Origin of the sequence: Burkholderia sp. 28_3, from assembly GCF_003253915.1 — a bacterium.
Classification (GTDB): domain Bacteria; phylum Pseudomonadota; class Gammaproteobacteria; order Burkholderiales; family Burkholderiaceae; genus Burkholderia; species Burkholderia cenocepacia.
Genome location: NZ_QKZF01000003.1, coordinates 395718 through 415934, shown reverse-complemented (window position 1 = coordinate 415934; position 20217 = coordinate 395718). Strand labels below are relative to the sequence as shown.

The following is a 20217-nucleotide window of genomic DNA, read 5'->3' as shown; positions in this document are numbered from 1 at the left end:
ATGAACTACATTTCCACGCGCGGCGCCGGCATCGGCGAGCGCCATACGTTCTCCGACATCCTGCTCGGCGGTCTCGCGAAGGACGGCGGGCTCTACCTGCCTGCCGAGTATCCGAAGGTGTCGGCCGACGAGCTCGCGCGCTGGCGTACGCTGTCGTACGCGGATCTCGCGTTCGAGATCCTGTCGAAGTTCTGCGACGACGTGCCGGCCGACGACCTGCGCGCGATCACGCGCCGCACGTACACGGCCGCCGTGTACAGCAACACGCGCCACGGCGAGAACGCGTCCGACATCACGCCGCTGAAGACGCTCGGCACCGAGCACGGCGCGGCGCTGTCGCTGCTCGAACTGTCGAACGGCCCGACGCTCGCGTTCAAGGACATGGCGATGCAGCTGCTCGGCAACCTGTTCGAGTACACGCTCGCGAAGCACGGTGAAGCGCTGAACATCCTCGGCGCGACGTCGGGCGACACCGGCAGCGCGGCCGAGTACGCGATGCGCGGCAAGGCCGGCGTGCGCGTGTTCATGCTGTCGCCGCACAAGAAGATGAGCGCGTTCCAGACGGCGCAGATGTTCAGCCTGCAGGATCCGAACATCTTCAACCTCGCGGTCGAAGGCGTGTTCGACGATTGCCAGGACATCGTGAAGGCCGTGTCGAACGATCATGCATTCAAGGCGCAGCAGAGGATCGGCACCGTCAACTCGATCAACTGGGCGCGTGTCGTCGCGCAGGTCGTCTACTACTTCAAGGGCTATTTCGCGGCGACGCAGTCCAACGACGAGCGCGTGTCGTTCACGGTGCCGTCGGGCAACTTCGGCAACGTCTGCGCGGGTCACATCGCGCGGATGATGGGGCTGCCGATCGCGAAGCTGGTGGTCGCGACCAACGAAAACGACGTGCTCGACGAGTTCTTCCGCACGGGCGCGTATCGCGTGCGCAGCGCCGAGAACACCTATCACACGAGCAGCCCGAGCATGGACATCTCGAAGGCGTCGAACTTCGAGCGCTTCGTGTTCGACCTGCTCGGCCGCGATCCGGCCCGCGTGATGCAGCTGTTCCGCGACGTCGAGGAGAAGGGCGGCTTCGATCTCGCGGCGAGCGGCGATTTCGCGCGCGTCGCCGAATTCGGTTTCGTGTCGGGCCGCAGCAGCCACACCGACCGCATCGCGACGATCCGCGACGTGTTCTCGCGCTACGACACGATGATCGACACGCATACGGCCGACGGCGTGAAGGTCGCGCGCGAGCACCTGGAGGCCGGCGTGCCGATGGTCGTGCTCGAGACGGCGCAGCCGATCAAGTTCGGCGAGACGATCCGCGAAGCGCTCGACCGCGAAGCCGAGCGGCCGGCCGCATTCGACGGGCTCGAGGCGCTGCCGCAGCGCTTCGAGGTCGTGAAGGCCGACGCGCAGCAGGTGAAGGACTTCATCGCCGCCCATACGGGCGCATGACGCACGGCCGGGCCCGCAGGCCCGGCGGCGCAGGACGGCCGGAACGCCGATTCGTCGAACGGATCGGGGTTCCGGCCGTTTCGTTTGGTTCGCGGGCTCGGCATCCGGGCATCGTTCTCCGCGCGAAACAAGTGCCAGACCCACGCGTTCGCGCCGATCACAGTCTTCGCATGCTCGCCATATCGCGCGTGCGCGTGACGGCGTCGCTACAATGACGGTTTGATTCCAACGATCCCCGATTCCATCGATGTCGAACCCGAATCCCGCGGCGCCGCGCGCGCCGATGCTGTCGACCGCCGAGGCGCTCGCCGCGCTGCTCGATGCCGCGAAGCCGCTGTCCGGCGCCGAAACCGTCGCCACGCTCGACGCGCTCGGCCGCGTGCTGGCGGCCGACGTCAGCTCGCCGCTCGACGTGCCGCCGATGCACACGAGCGCGATGGACGGCTATGCGGTGCGCGTCGCCGACCTGCTGCACGGCGATCGGCGGTTGCCGGTGTCGCAGCGCATTCCGGCTGGCCATCCGGCGCAACCGCTCGCGGCCGGCACGGCCGCGCGGATCTTCACCGGCGCGACGGTGCCGCCCGGCGCCGACGCGGTCGTGATGCAGGAGCAGGCGTCGGCCGACGGCGACGCGGTCGAGATCCTGCACACGCCGAAGGCCGGTGAATGGATCACCGCGCAGGGCGCGGACATCCGCCAGGGGGCGGTGATCCTGCCGGCCGGCACGCGGCTCACGCCGCAGGCGCTGGGCCTCGCCGCATCGGTCGGCTGCGCGCAGCTGTCGGTCGCGCGGCGGATTCGCGTGGCGGTGTTCTTCACCGGCGACGAACTGACGATGCCCGGCGAGCCGCTGAAACCCGGCGCGATCTACAACTCGAACCGCTTCACGCTGCGCGGGCTGCTGGAGCGGCTGGGCTGTCACGTGACCGACTACGGCATCGTGCCCGACTCGCTGGCCGCGACCCGCGACACGCTGCGGGAGGCCGCCCGCGATCACGACGTGATCCTGACGAGCGGCGGCGTGTCGGTCGGCGACGAGGATCACGTGAAGCCGGCCGTCGAGGCGGAAGGGCGGCTCGCGCTGTGGCAGATCGCGATGAAGCCCGGCAAGCCGCTCGCGTATGGTGCCGTGCGCCGCGGCGACGAGCGCGCCGACGCGCATTTCATCGGGCTGCCCGGCAACCCGGTCTCGAGCTTCGTCACGTTCCTGCTGTTCGTGCGACCGTTCCTGCTGCGCCTGTCCGGCATGCGCGACGTCGCGCCGCGCGCGTTGTCGCTGCGTGCCGATTTTTCGCAGAGCAAGGGCGACCGGCGCAACGAATTCCTGCGTGCGCGCGTGAATGCGGCCGGCGGCCTCGACCTGTTCCCGAACCAGAGCTCGGCCGTGCTCACGTCGACGGTCTGGGGCGACGGCCTGATCGACAATCCGCCGCAGCATGCGATCAGCGCCGGCGAGACCGTGCGTTTCATTCCGTTTTCCGAACTGCTGTCGTAACGCGACGGCTTCCCGAACCATGAAGATTCAGCTGAAATTTTTTGCAAGCGTGCGCGAAGCGCTGGGCGTCGCCGATGAAGAAGCCACCGTACCGGACGGCGTGACGACCGTCGGCGACGTGCGGGCGTGGCTGCGCGTGCGCGGCGGCGCGTGGGCCGACACGCTCGCCGAAGGGCGCGCGTTGCGCATGGCGTGCAACCACGAGATGACCGATCCCGACACGCGGCTCACCGAAGGCTGCGAGGTCGCGTTCTTTCCGCCGGTGACGGGCGGTTGAGGGCCGGGCGATGGCAACGGTACGAGTCCAGACCGACGATTTCGATCTGAATGCCGAAGTGGCGGCATTGCGGGCGCGCAACCCGAAGATCGGTGCGGTCGCGTGCTTCGTCGGCACGGTGCGCGACCTGAACGAAGGCGAGTCGGTCGCCGCGATGGAGCTCGAGCACTATCCCGGAATGACCGAGAAGGCGCTCGAGAAGATCGCGGCCGAGGCCGGCCGGCGCTGGCCGGGCATCGACGTCGCGATCGTGCATCGCGTCGGCAGGCTGTTGCCGCTCGACCAGATCGTGATGGTCGCGACGGTCGCGTCGCACCGCGGCGATGCGTTTGCATCGTGCGAATTCGTGATGGATTACCTGAAGACCGAAGCGCCGTTCTGGAAGAAGGAAACGACGCCCGACGGCGAGCGCTGGGTCGATGCGCGCAGCACCGACGACGCCGCGCTCGCGCGCTGGGGCGTCGAGTCGGGCAACACGCGGCGCTGAGCGCGGCGCGCGAACGATGCGGCGATGTGCCGCATGCGCGCGAGCGCCGCGGGTGACGGGCGTTACGCGTCCGGGTCGACGCTGCGCCCGATGATCTTGGTCGGAAACGGCTCGCCGCGGGCCCGCGACGGCAACGCGTGCGGATCGTCGCCCGCGTCGCGACGGCGCGGCGCGATCGCGTCGAGCAGCGCCTGCTGCTCGGGCGGAATCTGGTAATCCCAGCCGAACCGGCTCAACTGCAGGCTCTGCGCGATCCGCAGCGCGGGCTCCATGAAACGGAGCGCCGCCGGCGGCGCGTAGCGCGCTTCGACGGTTTTCAGGAACAGCGACAGCCAGCGGCTGAAGTGGGCCGGCTCGATCCCGTCGAGCGGCTGGTGCGCCTGCTGCACGTTGCCGCGATAGCCCTTGGTGCCGAGCACGAGGCTCGACCAGAACGTCACCATCTTCGGCAGATGATCGTCCCAGCGGCCGGCCAGCTTCGCGTCGAACACGGGTCCGAGCAGCGGATCGGCGCGCACGCGGTCGTAGAACGCGTAGACGAGATCGCGGATGTTGTCTTCGGTCGGCTCGGCGTCGCGGGGGCGGGCCGGTGCGGATTCGGGCGAGGCGGGCAGGGCAGTCATGACGAAAATGGCCGGTGGATCGGGGCAGCGACGGCGCGGCGGCACGGGTGACGAGCAGGACGCCGGCCGGATTTTGACGCAAAATAGCGTCCAATAACCCCTGGAAAACGTGTAGATGTCACGCATCTTATTGCGCGCACGCGATCCCGGCAACCCGGGGCCGCGCAACGGCACCATCGATCGGCCCCTGCACGCATCGCGATCGGCTCGGTTCAGGTAATCGGGGCACGATCGATCTTTTCCGTATTCGCTCATGAGACTCACCGACTACACCGACTATTCGCTGCGCGTGATGCTGTACCTGGCCGTGCGCGGCGAGGGGCTCGCGACGATCCAGGAGATCTCGGACGCCTACGGCATCTCGAAGAACCATCTGATGAAAGTGGTGCAGCAGCTCGGCGAGCTGGGCTGGGTCGACACCGTTCGCGGCCGCAACGGCGGGCTGCGGCTGTTCGCCGATTCGCTGCAACTGACGGTCGGCCAGGTCGTGCGGGCGACCGAAAACGACTTCGCGCTGGTCGGTTGCTTTTCGCCCGACGACAGCGAGTCGCGCGGCTGCGTGATCGAGCCGCAGTGCCGGCTGAAGGGCGTGCTCGCGGCCGCGCGCGATGCCTTCTTCGCGGAGCTCGATCGTCACACGATCGGCGAACTGGCCGAGCCTGCGTCGCCGCTCGTGGCGCTGCTCGGCATTCGCCCGGTCGCGCTCGTGCGTGCGGCGCCGGAGCCGGACGAGGTGTCGGCGGCCGCCGAGCCGTCGTCCAAGGCCCACTGACACGCGGGCGCCGCCCATCCCGTCACGCCGCCGGCCGTTTTCAGGCGATCCGGCATTTTTTGCGCTGAATCAACCCGAATTTCGCTTGAAAGCCGCATAACCATCCTCATCTTGGTGTTAATCGAAAATTGGAGGTCTCGACTAAATGAGAATCGACAAGCTCACCACCAAGTTCCAGGAAGCACTCGCGGACGCGCAAAGTCTCGCGGCAGGCCGCGACAATCAATACATCGAACCCGTTCACGTCCTCGCGGCGCTAGTCGCGCAACAGGACGGCTCGGCCCGCTCGCTGATGTCGCGTGCGGGCGTGCACGTGCAGGCGCTGCAAGGCGCGCTGAACGAAGCCATCTCGCGCCTGCCGCAGGTGACGGGTACGGGCGGCGACATCCAGATCGGCCGTGAGTTGGCCGGGCTGCTGAACCAGGCCGACAAGGAAGCGCAGAAGCTCAACGACACGTTCATCGCGAGCGAGATGTTCCTGCTCGCGGTGTCGGACGACAAGGGCGACGCCGGCAAGCTCGCGCGTCAGCACGGCCTCACGCGCAAGGCGCTGGAAGCCGCGATCGCCGCGGTGCGCGGCGGCTCGCAGGTGCACAGCCAGGATGCGGAAAGCCAGCGCGAGGCGCTGAAGAAATACACGGTCGACCTGACCGAGCGCGCCCGCGCGGGCAAGCTCGATCCGGTGATCGGCCGCGACGACGAAATCCGCCGCTCGATCCAGATCCTGCAGCGCCGCACCAAGAACAACCCGGTGCTGATCGGCGAGCCGGGCGTCGGCAAGACGGCGATCGTCGAAGGGCTCGCGCAGCGGATCGTCAACGGCGAAGTGCCCGAGACGCTGAAGGGCAAGCGCGTGCTGTCGCTCGACATGGCCGCGCTGCTCGCCGGCGCGAAGTATCGCGGCGAGTTCGAGGAGCGCCTGAAGGCGGTGCTCAACGACATCGCGAAGGACGAAGGCCAGACGATCGTCTTCATCGACGAGATCCACACGATGGTCGGCGCGGGCAAGGCCGAAGGCGCGATGGACGCGGGCAACATGCTGAAGCCGGCGCTGTCGCGCGGCGAGCTGCACTGCATCGGCGCGACCACGCTCGACGAATACCGCAAGTACATCGAGAAGGACGCCGCGCTCGAGCGCCGCTTCCAGAAGGTGCTCGTCGACGAGCCGAGCGTCGAGGCGACGATCGCGATCCTGCGCGGGCTGCAGGAGAAGTACGAACTGCACCACGGCGTCGACATCACCGACCCGGCGATCGTCGCCGCGGCCGAGCTGTCGCACCGCTACATCACCGACCGCTTCCTGCCCGACAAGGCGATCGACCTGATCGACGAAGCCGCTTCGAAGATCAAGATGGAAATCGATTCGAAGCCCGAAGAGATGGACAAGCTCGACCGTCGTCTGATCCAGCTGAAGATCGAGCGCGAAGCCGTGAAGAAGGAGCAGGACGAAGCGTCGCAGAAGCGCCTGCAGCTGATCGAGGAAGAGATCGAACGCCTCGGCCGCGAATATGCGGACCTGGAAGAGATCTGGACCGCCGAGAAGGCCGCGGTGCAGGGCAGCGCGCAGCTCAAGGAAGAGATCGAGAAGGTGCGGGCGGACATCGCGCGCCTGCAGCGTGAAGGCAAGCTCGAGAAGGTCGCCGAGCTGCAGTACGGCAAGCTGCCGCAGCTCGAGTCGCAACTGAAGCAGGTCACGCAGGCCGAAGAGCAGGAGCAGCACAACCCGACGCGCCCGCGCCTGCTGCGCACGCAGGTCGGCGCCGAGGAAATCGCGGAAGTCGTGTCGCGTTCGACCGGGATTCCCGTGTCGCGGATGATGCAGGGCGAACGCGAGAAGCTGCTGCACATCGAGGAAAAGCTGCATGAGCGCGTGGTCGGCCAGGACGAGGCGATCAGCGCGGTGGCCGATGCGATCCGTCGGTCGCGCGCGGGTCTCGCCGATCCGAACCGTCCGTACGGCTCGTTCCTGTTCCTCGGCCCGACGGGGGTCGGCAAGACCGAGCTGTGCAAGGCGCTGGCGTCGTTCCTGTTCGATTCGGAAGAGCACTTGATCCGCATCGACATGAGCGAGTTCATGGAGAAGCACAGCGTCGCGCGGCTGATCGGCGCGCCGCCCGGCTATGTCGGCTACGAGGAAGGCGGCTACCTGACGGAAGCCGTGCGCCGCAAGCCGTACAGCGTGATCCTGCTCGACGAGATCGAAAAGGCGCATCCGGACGTGTTCAACGTGCTGCTGCAGGTGCTCGACGACGGCCGCATGACGGACGGGCAGGGGCGCACGGTCGACTTCAAGAACACGGTCATCGTGATGACGTCGAACCTCGGCTCGCAGGTGATCCAGGCCATGACCGGCTCGCCGCAGGACGAGATCAAGGACGCCGTGTGGCTCGAGGTGAAGCAGCATTTCCGCCCCGAGTTCCTGAACCGGATCGACGACGTCGTCGTGTTCCATGCGCTCGACCGCAGCAACATCGAGTCGATCGCGAAGATCCAGCTGGCGCGCCTGCACGACCGGCTCGCGAAGCTGGACATGGCGCTCGACGTGTCGCCCGCTGCGCTCGAACAGATCGCGAAGGTCGGCTACGATCCGGTGTTCGGTGCGCGGCCGCTGAAGCGCGCGATCCAGCAGGAGATCGAGAACCCGGTCGCGAAGCTGATCCTCGCCGGCCGCTTCGGTCCGAAGGACGTGATCCCGGTCGACGTCAACGACGGCCAGTTCGTGTTCGACCGCGTCGTGCACTGATCGCCTGCCATCGGCAGCGTGCCCGGTTCGCGCCGGGCGCGCAAAAACAAACACCCCGCCTCGGCGGGGTGTTTGCATATGGAGCGACCGAAACCGCTGCGCGGGATGTCGGCGCGCTGCGCGGCGGGCTTACGCCTGCTTGTTGCCGCCGAACATGCCGGCGAGCTGCGTGAGCGTGCCGAGCACGTTCGACGTGTCGACCTGGCCGCCGGCCGGCACTTCGCCGTTCGGCGTCGCGCCGTTGACGACGTGCGGCAGCACCTGCGCGAGGATCGACGACGCCTGCGACGGATCGATGCCGACCTTGCTCGCGAGCGAGCCGACGACGTCCGAGCCGAGCACGTTCTGCAGCGTATCGGCCGAGATCGGCTGGTTTTCGCCGGTGCCGACCCACGAACCGATGATCTCGCCGGCGCCACCGGCCTTGAACTTCTCGATCAGCCCGTTCAGGCCGCCCGGCTGGTTGTTGATGAATTCGAGCGCGGTCGTGATCAGCGCGCTTTGGGAGTTGCCGCCGGCCTGGCCGCCGATCAGACCGCCAACGATGTCGAGGAGACCCATGGTTCTTCACCTTCACTGAAAAGGGCGCCGTGACGACGGCGCCCGTTGAACGAATGCCGCGCGCACGCCGTCGCGCGCGCGGCGCACATCAGGCGCCCGACGCCGCGGCGGCGGAGGCTGCCTTGTCCTTCTTGCTCTTCTTCTTCGAACCCTTCGTCGCCTTCGTGGACGACGCGGCCGCCGGTGCGCTGGCACCCGCGTCGGCGGATGCCGCCGCCGCCGCTGCCGCTTTTTCCTTCTTCGACGCACGCTTGGTCTTGGCCGGCTTGGCGGCCGCTTCCGGTGCGCTTGCCGTCGGCGCCGGCGCCGCGGTCGTCGTGCCGGCCGTCGCGGTCGTGGACGTCGACGCGGTGCCTGCCGACGTCGTGGTCGACGTGGTCGCGGACGTCGTCGCGGCCGGCTTCGACAGCTTCACGCCCTTCGGCGGCGTCGATGCGCCGCCGATCGTCAGGCCGTTTTCCTCGAGATGCCCGACCGACTTCGTGCCGAGGCCCTTCACGCGGTTCGCGAGATCGTCGGCGTCCTTGAACGGGCCGTTCTTGGTGCGTTCGTCGATGATCGCCTTCGACTTCACGGGCCCGAGCCCCTTCACGGATTCGAGCGCGGCCTGGTCAGCCGTGTTGACTTCGACGGCCGCGGCAAGGCCGGCGGCGAGCGACAGCGATAGCGCGACGAACAGCATCAGCAGCTTTTTCAGCATGGCAAAGGCTCCCTGGTTCTGACGGATGAATGGCTGTTGCAACGGATGACGACGCGCGAGGTGGCCGGGCGTCGCCGTTAAGCATAGGACAAATGCGTGCCCTTTTTAAGACAGGCTGACCGAATCTTGCTGAAGGCTTGCGGTGCTGTAAAGGCCGAAACCGGTGCCGGGGGCCGATTTTGACCATTCTTTACGGTGTCCGAGGGTGTGTCCCGGGAGAACGTCGCGCTGGCCGTCAGACAGGGCTTGACTTAGAGTGAACTCTAACTCCTAACCTCGTTCCTGCCATGTCGAAAACCGTATCCCAACCCTCCGCCGCCGGTCCGCTGACGATCGGGCAAGTCGCCGAACTGACGGGCGTGTCGACGCATACGTTGCGGTATTACGAGCAGGCCGGGCTGCTGCGCGCGATCTCGCGCACGGCGGCCGGGCACCGGCTCTATGCGCCGGCCGACCTTGACTGGCTGGCTTTCGTGATGCGCCTGAAGGCGACCGGCATGCCGATCGCGCAGATGCAGGCGTTCGCGGTGCTGCGCGAGCAGGGCGAGTCGACGTTCGGCGCGCGGCGCGACTTGCTGGTCGCGCATCGCGACGCGGTGCGCGCGCATATCGCGGAGCTGCAGGCGAGCCTCGACGCGATCGGCGACAAGATCGCGTACTACGAGGCGCAGGAACGGGAAATGGAACGACGGGCGAATCCTTCTCACTCTTTACCGGAACAGGACGGACACGATGGAACGACTCGTTGAGGATCGCTACACGCGCGGCTGGAACAAGCTGAAGGAAATCGACGGCGAAGTGGGCGAGCGCGTGATCGCGGCGCTTGCGCCGATCGCACCGGACTTCGGACGGCTGCTGGTCGAATTCAGCTTCGGCGACATCTACAGCCGGCCGCAGCTCGACCTGAAGGCGCGCGAAATCGCGACGATCGCGGCGCTGGCCGCGCTCGGCAACGCACAGCCGCAACTGAAGGTGCATATCGAGGCCGCGCTGAACGTCGGCTGCACGCGCGACGAGATCGTCGAGGTGTTCATGCAGATGGCCGTGTATGCGGGGATGCCGGCCGCGCTCAACGCGCTGTTCGCCGCGCACGAGGTGTTCACGCGGCGCGACGCAGCGGCCGGCGTGGCGGACGACGCGAACGAAGCGGCCGGGCAGCCCGCATGACGGCGCGTGCGCCGGTGCGTCACGCGCGGTGCGGCGCGACGATCCGGTGCTTCGCGATGCGCCGGTACAGCGTCGCGCGCGAGATGCCGAGCGCCCGGGCGGCCGCGTCGGGCCGCCAGCGATGCGCGGTGAGCGCGGCGACGATGCGGCTGCGTTCATCGTCGGGCAGCGCGCCCGCCGGCGCGCCGCCGAGTTGCGCGGCGAGGTCGGCCGGCAGGTCGCGCCGCGTCACGCGCGCGGCGTCGCACACCGCGCACGCATAGCGCAGCACGTTGCGCAGTTGCCGCACGTTGCCCGGCCATGGGTAGGCGGCGAGCTGTTCGGCGAGCGTCGCGTCGAGCGTGAGCACGTGGCCGGTCGCCTGCGCTTCCTCGGCGAACACGGCGGCGATCACGTCGCGCACGTCCGCGCGTTCGCGCAGCGGCGGCAGGTCGAACGTCGCGCCGCTCAACCGGTAGTACAGATCCTCGCGGAACGTGCCGTCGGCCACCATCCGCGCGAGATCGCGGTGCGTCGCGCAGATCACGTCGAGATCAACGCGCACGGGCGTATCGCTGCCGAGCGGCACGACCTCGCCGTCGGCCAGCACGCGCAACAGGCGCGTCTGCAGCGCGAGCGGCATGTCGCCGATTTCATCGAGAAACAGCGTGCCGCCGTCGGCGAGCGCGATCTTGCCGCGCGCGCCGTGCTTGCGTGCGCCGGTGAATGCGCCGGCCGCGTAACCGAACAGTTCGCTCTCGATCAGCGCTTCGGGCAGCGCGCCGCAGTTGACGGCGACGAACGGCCGCGCGCGCCGCGCGCCGGCGTCATGGATCGCGCGCGCGAATACTTCCTTGCCGGCGCCGGTCTCGCCGAGCACGAGAATCGGCAGCCGCTTGCTCGCGACGCGCAGCGCGAGTTCGGCCTGTTGCGCGATGCGCGGGTCGCTGCTGTGCAGGAACGGCGTCAGCGCGCCGACGTGACGCGGCGCGGCGCTGCCCGGGCGGCGCGATGCCGCGCCGGGCTCGCGGCCGGTGCGCCGTAGCGGCGCACGCAGCCGCGCGTAGAGCGGCGCGCCGGTCGCGCGCAGCCGCAGCGCGACGATCGCATCGAGCCGCGCGGCGTCGCGCAGCGGCATCTCGGTCGCGTCGAAGATCTCGTCGATATGACGCGGCTCGCGCAGCGCCGGCAGCGCGTCGCGCGCGTGCCGGTTCGCGGCGACGATGTTGCCGCATTCGTCGAACGCGATCAGCCACTCCGGTTGCGCCTCGACGTAGTGACGATTCGGATGCCCGAACAATATCCAGTGCTGCGCGGTGCTGTGCACGAAGTAGCCGTCCTCGATCAACGCCGCGCTCTGCCGCACGAGCTGGTAGACGAGGCGCTGGCTGTCGCGGCCGTCGGGCGAATGCACGGCCGACGCGTCGAGCACGCCGATCAGTTCGCCGCCCGGCGAGAAGATCGGCGCCGCGCTGCACGTGAGCGTCGTGAACGCCGCGCGAAAGTGATCGGTCTTGTGCACGGTGATCGGCGCGAGATCGGTCAGCACGCTCGCGACGCCGCAGGTTCCTTCCTCGCTTTCCGACCAGCACGAGCCGATGTGCAGCCCCGCGTGACGGAAGTCGTTGCGGCGTTCGCGGTCGATCCGGTAGTCGATCGTCACGCCGTGCGCGTCGGTCAGCATCACGCAGTAGTCGGCGACGCGGATCATGTCGTGCAGCCGCGTCAGGCACTGGCCCGACGCGCGCAGGAAGGCTTCCTCCTTGTCGCGCACTTCGCGCAGTTCGGCCGCGGTCAGCACGCGCGGGCCGATCGACGAAGCGGGGTCGAGACGGTAGCGCTCCAGCGATCGTTGCCACGACGACACGAGGCGCGCGGAATCGGCCGGCGCGGGCAGGCGCCCGGCGAGCGCGCCGAGGACACGGTCGGCGTGCTGGGCCTGGGGGACGGCGTAGGGCATGGTCGGCTCCGGTTCCGTACGGCGGGAATGTCGCTGTTCTTGTAGCACATCCGTTCCGGCAGATCACATTGCATCGCAGCACGCGGCGCGCGTGAGACGGTCGTCTCACCGGTATCGCGCCATGTCTCGCGCAGTTGAGACGGCCGCGTGCGCGGCGTGCGGCGCTGGTCCGGCCACGCATCGCCTGCGTGACGCCGCGCAAATGCAGGGGTTTGCGGGCGGAACGCCGGGCTTGCGCGGGGGCCGCGACGATCGCGTCGACGTATCGACGACGTGAGACGCACCGATGAATTCGCCGCGCGCGGCGTCGTCCCGGCCGCCCATCCGGAACACGCACTCACCCGCCACGCCAGCGTGCACGCGGGTTTCACGGCTATCGCACGCACGATGGCACGCCGCTTGCAGAGATCACGGGCAAGCCGGCGCGATCGTGTCGGCGACGACGATCCGCCGCCCGTCGATGGCAGCGGACGAAACAGGTGGAGCCGACGCACGCGCCAATGCGCCGGCCCCGCCGACTGGATGGAGACAAACCCGTGACGACGCCCGTTACCGTCGGTGTGATCGCGAACCCCGCATCGGGGCGCGACATCCGCCGCCTCACGACGCATGCATCCGTGTTCCCGACCGCGGAGAAGGCGAACATGATCGTGCGCCTCCTGGCCGGCCTTGGCGCGATGGGCGTCGAGCGCGTGCTGACGCTGCGCGACCGCACGGGCATCGCGACGCTGCTGCTGCGCGCGATCGACACGCATCGCGCGGTCGCGCCGCACGAGCGCTGGCCCGAGGTCGAATTCGTCGACCTGCCGATCACCGATACCGTCGCCGACACGCAAGCCGGCGCGGCCTATCTGCACCGGATGGAAGTGTCGCTGATCGTCGTGCTCGGCGGCGACGGCACCCATCGCGCGGTGGCCGCGCATTGCGGCGCGACGCCGCTCGTCGCGCTGTCCACCGGCACCAACAACGCGTTTCCCGAACATCGCGAGGCGACCGTCGCCGGCGTCGCGGCCGGGCTTGCTGCAACCGGTGCCGTGCCGGCCGAGGTCGCGTTCGTGCGCAACAAGCGGCTCGTCGTGCGCTGCGTCGCGGGCGCGCAGCCGGGGCGCGAGGAGATCGCGCTCGTCGACGTGTGCGCCGCGCGGCAACGCTTCATCGGCGCACGCGCGATTTCCGGCTCCGACGACATCGATTCGCTCTACCTGACGTTCGCGGAACCGGACGGCATCGGCCTGTCCGCGCTCGGCGGCGCATGGGCGCCGCTTGAACGCAGCGCGCCGCACGGGCTCGCGATGCGCTTCGCGGAAGCTGGCAAGACGGCCGGCACGCCGCTCGTCGCGCCGATCGCGCCGGGGCGCGTCGACCGCGTCGTGATGCGCAGTTGCGAGCGGCTCGAACCGGGTTCGTGGCACGCGATTCCGTTCGAGCGCGGCACGCTCGCGTTCGACGGCGAGCGCGAGATCGAGGTCGCGCGCGGCGATCGCTACGAGATTGCGCTCGACTGGCGCGGACCGTTGACGGTCGACGTCGGCCGCACGCTGCGCTACGCGTCGTCGCGGCAACTGCTGCGCGACGCCGGTGCATGGCACGACTGACGCTTCGCGGTACGCAACGGCATTTCGCCATCCATCACGATCAACAAGGAGACATCGCCATGACAGCCCCTCTCGAAGGACAGGTCGCCATCGTCACCGGCGGCGCGCGCGGCATCGGCCGTGGCATCGCGCTGACGCTCGCCGGCGCCGGCGCCAACATCCTGCTGGCCGACCTGCTCGACGACGCGCTCGACGCCACCGCGCGCGAGGTGCGTGCGCTCGGCCGCCGCGCGGCGATCGCGAAGGTCGACGTCACGCAGGCCGCGCAGGTCGACGCGATGGTCGCGCAGGCGCTCGCCGACCTCGGCGGGCTCGACATCCTCGTGAACTGCGCGGGCGTGATCAGCATTCATCCGGTCGCCGAGCTGACCGAGCGCGACTGGGATTTCGTGATGAACGTGAACGCGAAGGGCACGTTCCTCGGCTGCCGGGCGGCGCTTGCCCACCTGAAGGCGCAGGGGCGTGGCCGGATCATCAACGTCGCGTCGATCGCGGGCAAGGAAGGCTTTCCGAATCTCGCGCATTACAGCGCATCGAAATTCGCGGTCGTCGGCTTCACCAACGCGCTGGCGAAGGAACTCGCGCGCGACGGCGTGACCGTCAACGCGATCTGCCCCGGCATCGTCCGTACCTACATGTGGGACCGGCTGTCCGACGAATGGAAGACCGACGGCGAATCGGTCGAGCAGTCGTGGCAGCGGCACCAGTTGACGCTGATTCCGCAGGGCCGCGCGCAGACGCCGGAGGACATGGGCCGGCTCGCGCTGTTCTTCGCGACGATGGACAACGTGACGGGCCAGGCCGTGAACGTCGACGGCGGCTTCACGTTCCACTGACGGCCGCAGGCCGTGCAATCCGCCGCCACGGCATGGCCGGGGCGGCATTCGCAGTCAGACCCACCCAGGAGACACACATGACCGCTTCGACACAGCTCAGCAGGGACACGCTGCTGGACGCCTATCGGCTGATGCGCACGATCCGCGAATTCGAGGAGCGCCTGCACGTCGAATTCGCGACCGGCGAGATACCCGGCTTCGTTCACCTGTATGCGGGCGAGGAGGCGTCCGCCGTCGGCACGATGCTGCATCTCGGCCTCGACGACTACGTGGCCACCACGCACCGCGGCCACGGCCATTGCATCGCGAAGGGCGTCGACGTGCACGGGATGATGGCCGAGATCTACGGCAAGAAGACCGGCGTCTGCCACGGCAAGGGCGGCTCGATGCATATCGCCGACCTGTCGATGGGGATGCTCGGTGCGAACGGCATCGTCGGCGCGGGCGGCCCGCTCGTGTGCGGCGCGGCGCTCGCGGCCAAGCACAAGAAGACGGGCGGCGTCGGCGTGTGCTTCTTCGGCGACGGCGCGTCGAACCAGGGCGTGATCTTCGAATCGATGAACCTCGCGTCGGTGTGGCGGCTGCCCGCGATCTTCGTCGCCGAAAACAACGGCTATGCGGAAGCGACGTCGTCGAGCTGGTCGGTCGCGACCGACAACATCGCCGATCGCGCGAACGGGTTCGGGATGCCGGGCGTGATCGTCGACGGCTTCGACTTCTTCGCGGTGCACGAGGCGCTCGGCGAGGCCGTCGAGCGTGCGCGCAACGGCGGCGGCCCGACGCTCGTCGAGGTGAAGTTCACGCGCTATTTCGGCCACTTCGAGGGCGATGCGCAAACCTACCGGGCGCCGGGCGAAGTGCAGAAGCTGCGCGACGAGAAGGATTGCCTGAAGCATTTCGAAACGCGCGTCGTGCGCGCCGAAGCGCTGACGACCGACGACTTGCGCGCGGTCGACGCACAGGTGAAGGCGCTGATCGACGACGCGGTCGCGCAGGCGAAGGCGGCGCCGCTGCCGGATGCCGCCGACCTGCTGGCCGACGTCTACGTGTCGTATCCGTGAGCGCGGCCTGACCCAGCAGCCGGCACGGCGAACCGAACATTCCAGGAGACAGACATGGCAAGGAAGATCACTTATTCGCAGGCGATCAACGAGGCGCTCGCGCAGGAAATGGCGCGCGACGACAGCGTGATCGTGATGGGCGAGGACAACGCGGGCGGCGCGGGCGCGCCGGGCGAAGACGACGCATGGGGCGGCGTGCTCGGCGTGACGAAGGGGCTGTTCCACAAGTTTCCGGGCCGCGTGCTCGATACGCCGCTGTCGGAGGGCGGCTACATCGGTGCGGCGGTCGGCGCGGCCGCGTGCGGGATGCGGCCCGTCGCGGAACTGATGTTCATCGATTTCATGGGTGTGTGCTTCGACCAGATCTTCAACCAGGCCGCGAAATTCCGCTACATGTTCGGCGGCAAGGCCGTGACGCCGGTCGTGATCCGCGCGATGTACGGCGCCGGCCTGCGCGCGGCCGCGCAGCACTCGCAGATGCTCACGTCGTTGTTCACGCACATTCCGGGGCTGAAGGTCGTGTGCCCGTCGACGCCGTACGACGCGAAGGGGCTCCTGATCCAGGCGATCCGCGACAACGATCCCGTGATCTTCCTCGAACACAAGCTGCTCTACACGCGCGAGGGCGACGTCCCGGAGGAATCCTATGCGATTCCGTTCGGCGAGGCGAACGTGATGCGCGACGGCGACGACGCGACGATCGTCACGTACGGCCGGATGGTGCATCTCGCGATGGACGCGGCCGCCAAGCTCGCGAAGGACGGCATCCAGTGCGAGGTGATCGACCTGCGCACGACGTCGCCGCTCGACGAGGAAACGATCCTCGACAGCGCCGAGCGTACCGGGCGCGTGGTGGTCGTCGACGAAGCGAATCCGCGCTGCTCGATCGCGACCGACATCGCCGCGCTCGTCGCGCAGCGCGCGTTCCGGTCGCTGAAGGCGCCGATCGAGCTCGTCACCGCGCCGCATACGCCCGCGCCGTTCGCCGGCGTGCTGGAAGACCTGTATATCCCGTCCGCCGATGCGATTGCGCAGGCGGTCCTGAAGACGAGGAGCTGACACGATGTCGATTCACATGATCACGATGCCCAAGTGGGGGCTGTCGATGGAGCAGGGGCAGGTCAACGGCTGGCTGAAGGCAGTCGGCGAGCGCGTGACGAAGGGCGACGAGGTGCTCGACGTCGAGACCGACAAGATCTCGTCGGGCGTCGAATGCGCGTTCGACGGCACGCTGCGCCGGCAGGTCGCGCAGGAGGGCGAGACGCTGCCGGTCGGCGCGCTGCTCGGTGTGGTCGCGGCGGCCGATGCAAGCGATGCCGACATCGACGCGGCGATCGCCGACTTCCAGCGCGATTTCGTGCCGAGCGCGGCGTCCGACGAGGCGGCCGGCCCGCAGCCCGAGAAGGCGCAGATCGGCGGACGCACGATCCGCTTCCTGAAGCTGGGCGACGGTTCGGGCACGCCGGCCGTGCTGATCCACGGCTTCGGCGGCGACCTGAACAACTGGCTGTTCAATCACGCGGAGCTCGCCGCGCACCGGCCGGTGTGGGCGCTCGATCTGCCGGGCCACGGCGAATCGGGCAAGGCGGTCGAGAACGGCAGCCTCGACGAACTGGCCGACGCGGTGCTCGCGCTGCTCGATGCGCAGCACATCGAGCGCGCGCACCTGATCGGCCATTCGATGGGCGGCGCGGTCGCGATGACGGTGGCCGAGCGCGCGCCGCAATGCGTCGCGTCGCTCACGCTGATCGCGAGCGCGGGGCTCGGCACCGACATCAATCGCGCGTACATCGACGGCTTCGTTGCCGGCAACAGCCGCAACACGCTGAAGCCGCACCTCGGCGCGCTGTTCGCGGACCACGCGCTGGTCACGCGGCAGCTCGTCGAGGATCTCGTCAAGTACAAGCGGCTCGAAGGCGTGCAGGCCGCACTGGAGAAGATCGCGGATGCCGCGTTCGACGGCGCCGCACAGCGGCGCGTGTTCCGCGACCGGCTCGCGACGCTTGCACCGCGCACGCTGGTGATCTGGGGCGAGCGCGACGAGGTGATTCCCGCGCAGCATGCGCAGGGTTTACCGGACGGCGTGCGTGCCGAGGTGATCGCCGGCAGCGGGCACATGGTGCAGATGGAGGCGGCCGCCGACGTGAACCGCCTGATCGTCGCGTTCCTCGGAGACTGACGATGGCCGCCGCGCTCGAACGACCCAGCCTCACGGCGCTCGGCCAGCCCGGCGCCAGAAGTCGCGACAAGCTCGCGCGCATTCCGGTGCGCGTCGAGCCCGCGGCCGGCACGGCACTGCCGAAGCCGCCGTGGCTGCGCGCGCGGCCGATGATGAGCGCGGCGGTGGCCGACATGGCCGCCGTGCTGCGCGAGCATCGGCTGCATTCCGTCTGCGAGGAGGCAATGTGTCCGAACATCGGCGAATGCTTCGCGCAGCGCACCGCGACCTTCATGATCATGGGCGGGCTGTGTACGCGGCGTTGCCCGTTCTGCGATGTCGCGCACGGCCGTCCCGAACCGCTCGATCCCGACGAGCCGGCGCGGCTGGCCGACGCGGCCGCGGCGCTCGGGTTGCGCTACGTCGTGATCACGTCGGTCGACCGCGACGATCTGCGCGACGGCGGCGCCGCGCATTTCGCCGCGTGCATCGCGGCGGTGCGCGCGAGCGTGCCGGGCATCGGGGTCGAGGTGCTGACGCCGGACTTTCGCGGCCGCGCGGCCCGCGCGCTCGACGCGCTGTCGTCGGCGTGGCCCGACGTGTTCAACCACAACATCGAGACGGTGCCGTCGCTGTACCGGGCGGCGCGGCCGGGCGCCGACTATCGCGGCTCGCTCGAGCTGCTCGCGCAGGCGAAGGCCGCGCGGCCGACGCTCGTGACGAAATCGGGGTTGATGCTCGGGCTGGGCGAGCGCGACGACGAGGTGCGCGACACGCTGCGCGACCTGCGCGCGCACGAGGTCGACGTGCTGACGCTCGGCCAGTATCTCGCGCCGTCCGCGCATCATTTGCCGGTGCGGCGCTACGTGAGCCCGGAGGCGTTCGCCGCGTGGCACGACGAGGCGCTTGCGCTCGGTTTCAGGGAAGTCGTCGCCGGCCCGCTCGTGCGCTCGTCATATCACGCGGCCGACGTGCTGGAGGACGCGTAGCGCATCACGCAGCCGCGGTGGCGTGCGCGCGACCGATGCGGCGCAGGTACAGCACGAGCCCCGCGCCCGCCAGCATCAGGCTGACCGTGTTCGCGAACCAGAAGCCGCGCGCGCCGGTCAGCCATGCGGGTGCGATGCCGCCGACGTCGAAGCCGAGCACGTAGCCGCCGCTGAGTCCGACGCCCCACAGCGCGACCGCATAGATCACGGTCGGCACGACCGCCACCTTGTACGCGCGCAGCACGAACGCCGACGTGACCTGCAGCGCATCGAACACGTGATAGCACGCGACGATCGCGACGAGCGGCATCGCGGCCGCGGCGACGGCGGGGTTCGGCGTGTAGCCGCCGATGATGAGCGGGCGCAGCGCGAACACGAGCAGGCCGTAGGCGGCCGCCACGCCGCACGCGAAGATCACGCTGTGCCGGCCGAGCAGCCGGGCTTCCTCGGCGCGTCCGGCGCCGAGCGCGCGCGCGACCAGCGTCGACGCCGCCACGCCGATCGACAGCGGCGTCATGTACAGCACGGCGCCGATGTTGCCGGCGATCTGGTGGCCGGCGAGCGTCGTCGTGCCGAACTGCGCGATGAACAGCGCCATGCACGTGTACGACGTGACCTCGATCAGGTACGACAGGCCCATCGGCACGCCGAGCTTCAGGATCGCCTTCTGGCGTTCCCAGAGGGGCCAGCAGAAGCGCGAGAAGATCGCGAGCGGCGCGAACACGTCGAGCTTCGCGAGCAGCGTGTAGCCGATCAGCGCGAGCGCCCAGTTGATCAGCGTGCTGGCCAGCCCGCAGCCGGGGCCACCGAGCGCCGGTACGCCGAAGCCGCCGAAGATGAACCACACGTTCAGTGGGAACTTGAGCAGCAGCGCGCCGATCTGCAGGATCATCGCGAGCCGCGGCTTGCCGGCCGCGTTGGTCAGCGCGTTGTAGATGCGGAATACGAGGCTGGCGGGCAGCCCGTACGACAGGATGCGCAGGTAGTCGACGGTGCGGTCGTGCAGCGCGGCGGGCGCATGCGCGACGCGCAGCAGCGGCTCGGGAAAATGCAGCAGCAGGAAGCCGGGAATCGCGAGCAGCAGCGCGAGCCACAGCGCCTGGCGCACTTCCTCGCCGATCTCCGCATAACGCCGCGCGCCGTACAGTTGCCCGGTGATCGGCTGCAGCGCGGACAGGATGCCCGTCAGGCCGATGTAGATCGATACGTAGATCGACGAGCCGAGCCCGAGCGCGGCGAGATCGACGGCCGAGTAGCGGCCGACCATCGCGGTGTCGATCACGCCGAACGCGATGATCGCGAGCTGGCCGACCAGCACCGGCCACGCGAGACCGACGATCCGGCGGATGTCGCCGAGCATCG

Annotated in this window: 19 protein-coding genes; 14 read left to right on the top strand and 5 right to left on the bottom strand. The window is 68.9% G+C overall.

Annotated elements, in window-relative coordinates; all coding sequences use genetic code 11:
• The 4 genes from thrC (at position 1) to DFS13_RS09910 (ending at position 3711) form a co-directional block, all read left to right on the top strand.
• Positions 1-1452, top strand: coding sequence for a threonine synthase (gene thrC / locus DFS13_RS09925; RefSeq protein ID WP_006496388.1), 1452 nt, complete (start codon positions 1-3; stop codon positions 1450-1452).
• Between the two features lie 247 nt (positions 1453-1699).
• The gene (gene glp / locus DFS13_RS09920) at positions 1700-2947 is read left to right on the top strand and encodes a gephyrin-like molybdotransferase Glp (protein ID WP_077190651.1); all 1248 of its coding nucleotides are present in this window, start codon (positions 1700-1702) and stop codon (positions 2945-2947) included.
• Positions 2948-2966: 19 nt separating this feature from the next.
• Positions 2967-3224 (top strand): molybdopterin converting factor subunit 1, encoded by a 258-nt coding sequence (gene moaD / locus DFS13_RS09915; protein WP_006482857.1) that lies wholly within the window; start codon positions 2967-2969, stop codon positions 3222-3224.
• A 10-nt stretch (positions 3225-3234) separates the two neighbouring features.
• A complete protein-coding gene (locus tag DFS13_RS09910) occupies positions 3235-3711 on the top strand; it encodes a molybdenum cofactor biosynthesis protein MoaE (protein ID WP_006482862.1) in 477 nt (158 codons plus the stop codon).
• 62 nt (positions 3712-3773) lie between these two features.
• On the opposite strand, the gene DFS13_RS09905 is transcribed toward DFS13_RS09910, so the two are convergent.
• Entirely contained in the window at positions 3774-4334 is a 561-nt protein-coding gene (locus DFS13_RS09905; RefSeq protein WP_006496390.1) for a group III truncated hemoglobin, read from the bottom strand.
• A gap of 253 nt (positions 4335-4587) precedes the next feature.
• On the opposite strand from DFS13_RS09905, the gene DFS13_RS09900 reads away from it, so the two are divergent.
• Positions 4588-5106: an Rrf2 family transcriptional regulator gene (locus DFS13_RS09900; RefSeq protein ID WP_006484059.1), complete on the top strand. Its 519-nt coding sequence runs from the start codon at positions 4588-4590 to the stop codon at positions 5104-5106.
• Between the two features lie 145 nt (positions 5107-5251).
• A complete protein-coding gene (gene clpB / locus DFS13_RS09895; RefSeq protein WP_006496391.1) occupies positions 5252-7849 on the top strand; it encodes an ATP-dependent chaperone ClpB in 2598 nt (865 codons plus the stop codon).
• 129 nt (positions 7850-7978) lie between these two features.
• On the opposite strand, the gene DFS13_RS09890 is transcribed toward clpB, so the two are convergent.
• The gene (locus tag DFS13_RS09890; protein WP_006484058.1) at positions 7979-8410 is read right to left on the bottom strand and encodes a YidB family protein; all 432 of its coding nucleotides are present in this window, start codon (positions 8408-8410) and stop codon (positions 7979-7981) included.
• Between the two features lie 88 nt (positions 8411-8498).
• Positions 8499-9110, bottom strand: coding sequence for a helix-hairpin-helix domain-containing protein (locus tag DFS13_RS09885; RefSeq protein WP_006496393.1), 612 nt, complete (start codon positions 9108-9110; stop codon positions 8499-8501).
• A gap of 287 nt (positions 9111-9397) precedes the next feature.
• On the opposite strand from DFS13_RS09885, the gene DFS13_RS09880 reads away from it, so the two are divergent.
• Positions 9398-9859, top strand: coding sequence for a MerR family transcriptional regulator (locus DFS13_RS09880; RefSeq protein ID WP_006484054.1), 462 nt, complete (start codon positions 9398-9400; stop codon positions 9857-9859).
• Positions 9843-10277, top strand: coding sequence for a carboxymuconolactone decarboxylase family protein (locus tag DFS13_RS09875; RefSeq protein ID WP_060211297.1), 435 nt, complete (start codon positions 9843-9845; stop codon positions 10275-10277). Before DFS13_RS09880 ends, DFS13_RS09875 begins: the two co-directional genes overlap by 17 nt.
• Before the next feature lie 19 nt (positions 10278-10296).
• Here DFS13_RS09875 and DFS13_RS09870 read toward each other — a convergent pair whose 3' ends face one another.
• A complete protein-coding gene (locus tag DFS13_RS09870; protein WP_034201642.1) occupies positions 10297-12216 on the bottom strand; it encodes a sigma-54-dependent Fis family transcriptional regulator in 1920 nt (639 codons plus the stop codon).
• A 536-nt stretch (positions 12217-12752) separates the two neighbouring features.
• Between DFS13_RS09870 and DFS13_RS09865 the strand changes: the two genes are divergently transcribed.
• The 6 genes from DFS13_RS09865 (at position 12753) to lipA (ending at position 18855) form a co-directional block, all read left to right on the top strand.
• Entirely contained in the window at positions 12753-13811 is a 1059-nt protein-coding gene (locus tag DFS13_RS09865) for an ATP-NAD kinase family protein (protein ID WP_006485073.1), read from the top strand.
• Between the two features lie 59 nt (positions 13812-13870).
• On the top strand, positions 13871-14647 hold the full coding sequence (locus DFS13_RS09860; protein WP_006485075.1) for an SDR family NAD(P)-dependent oxidoreductase: 777 nt from the start codon (positions 13871-13873) through the stop codon (positions 14645-14647).
• A gap of 77 nt (positions 14648-14724) precedes the next feature.
• Positions 14725-15708, top strand: a complete 984-nt coding sequence (locus DFS13_RS09855; RefSeq protein WP_006485077.1) for a thiamine pyrophosphate-dependent dehydrogenase E1 component subunit alpha — start codon at positions 14725-14727, stop codon at positions 15706-15708.
• Positions 15709-15762: 54 nt separating this feature from the next.
• On the top strand, positions 15763-16767 hold the full coding sequence (locus DFS13_RS09850; RefSeq protein WP_006485069.1) for an alpha-ketoacid dehydrogenase subunit beta: 1005 nt from the start codon (positions 15763-15765) through the stop codon (positions 16765-16767).
• A 4-nt stretch (positions 16768-16771) separates the two neighbouring features.
• Complete coding sequence (locus DFS13_RS09845) at positions 16772-17887, top strand: acetoin dehydrogenase dihydrolipoyllysine-residue acetyltransferase subunit (protein ID WP_006485078.1); 1116 nt, start codon at positions 16772-16774, stop codon at positions 17885-17887.
• Between the two features lie 2 nt (positions 17888-17889).
• Entirely contained in the window at positions 17890-18855 is a 966-nt protein-coding gene (gene lipA / locus DFS13_RS09840; protein ID WP_006485081.1) for a lipoyl synthase, read from the top strand.
• 4 nt (positions 18856-18859) lie between these two features.
• On the opposite strand, the gene DFS13_RS09835 is transcribed toward lipA, so the two are convergent.
• Positions 18860-20215: an MATE family efflux transporter gene (locus DFS13_RS09835; RefSeq protein WP_111441685.1), complete on the bottom strand. Its 1356-nt coding sequence runs from the start codon at positions 20213-20215 to the stop codon at positions 18860-18862.
• Between the last annotated feature and the right edge of the window lie 2 nt (positions 20216-20217).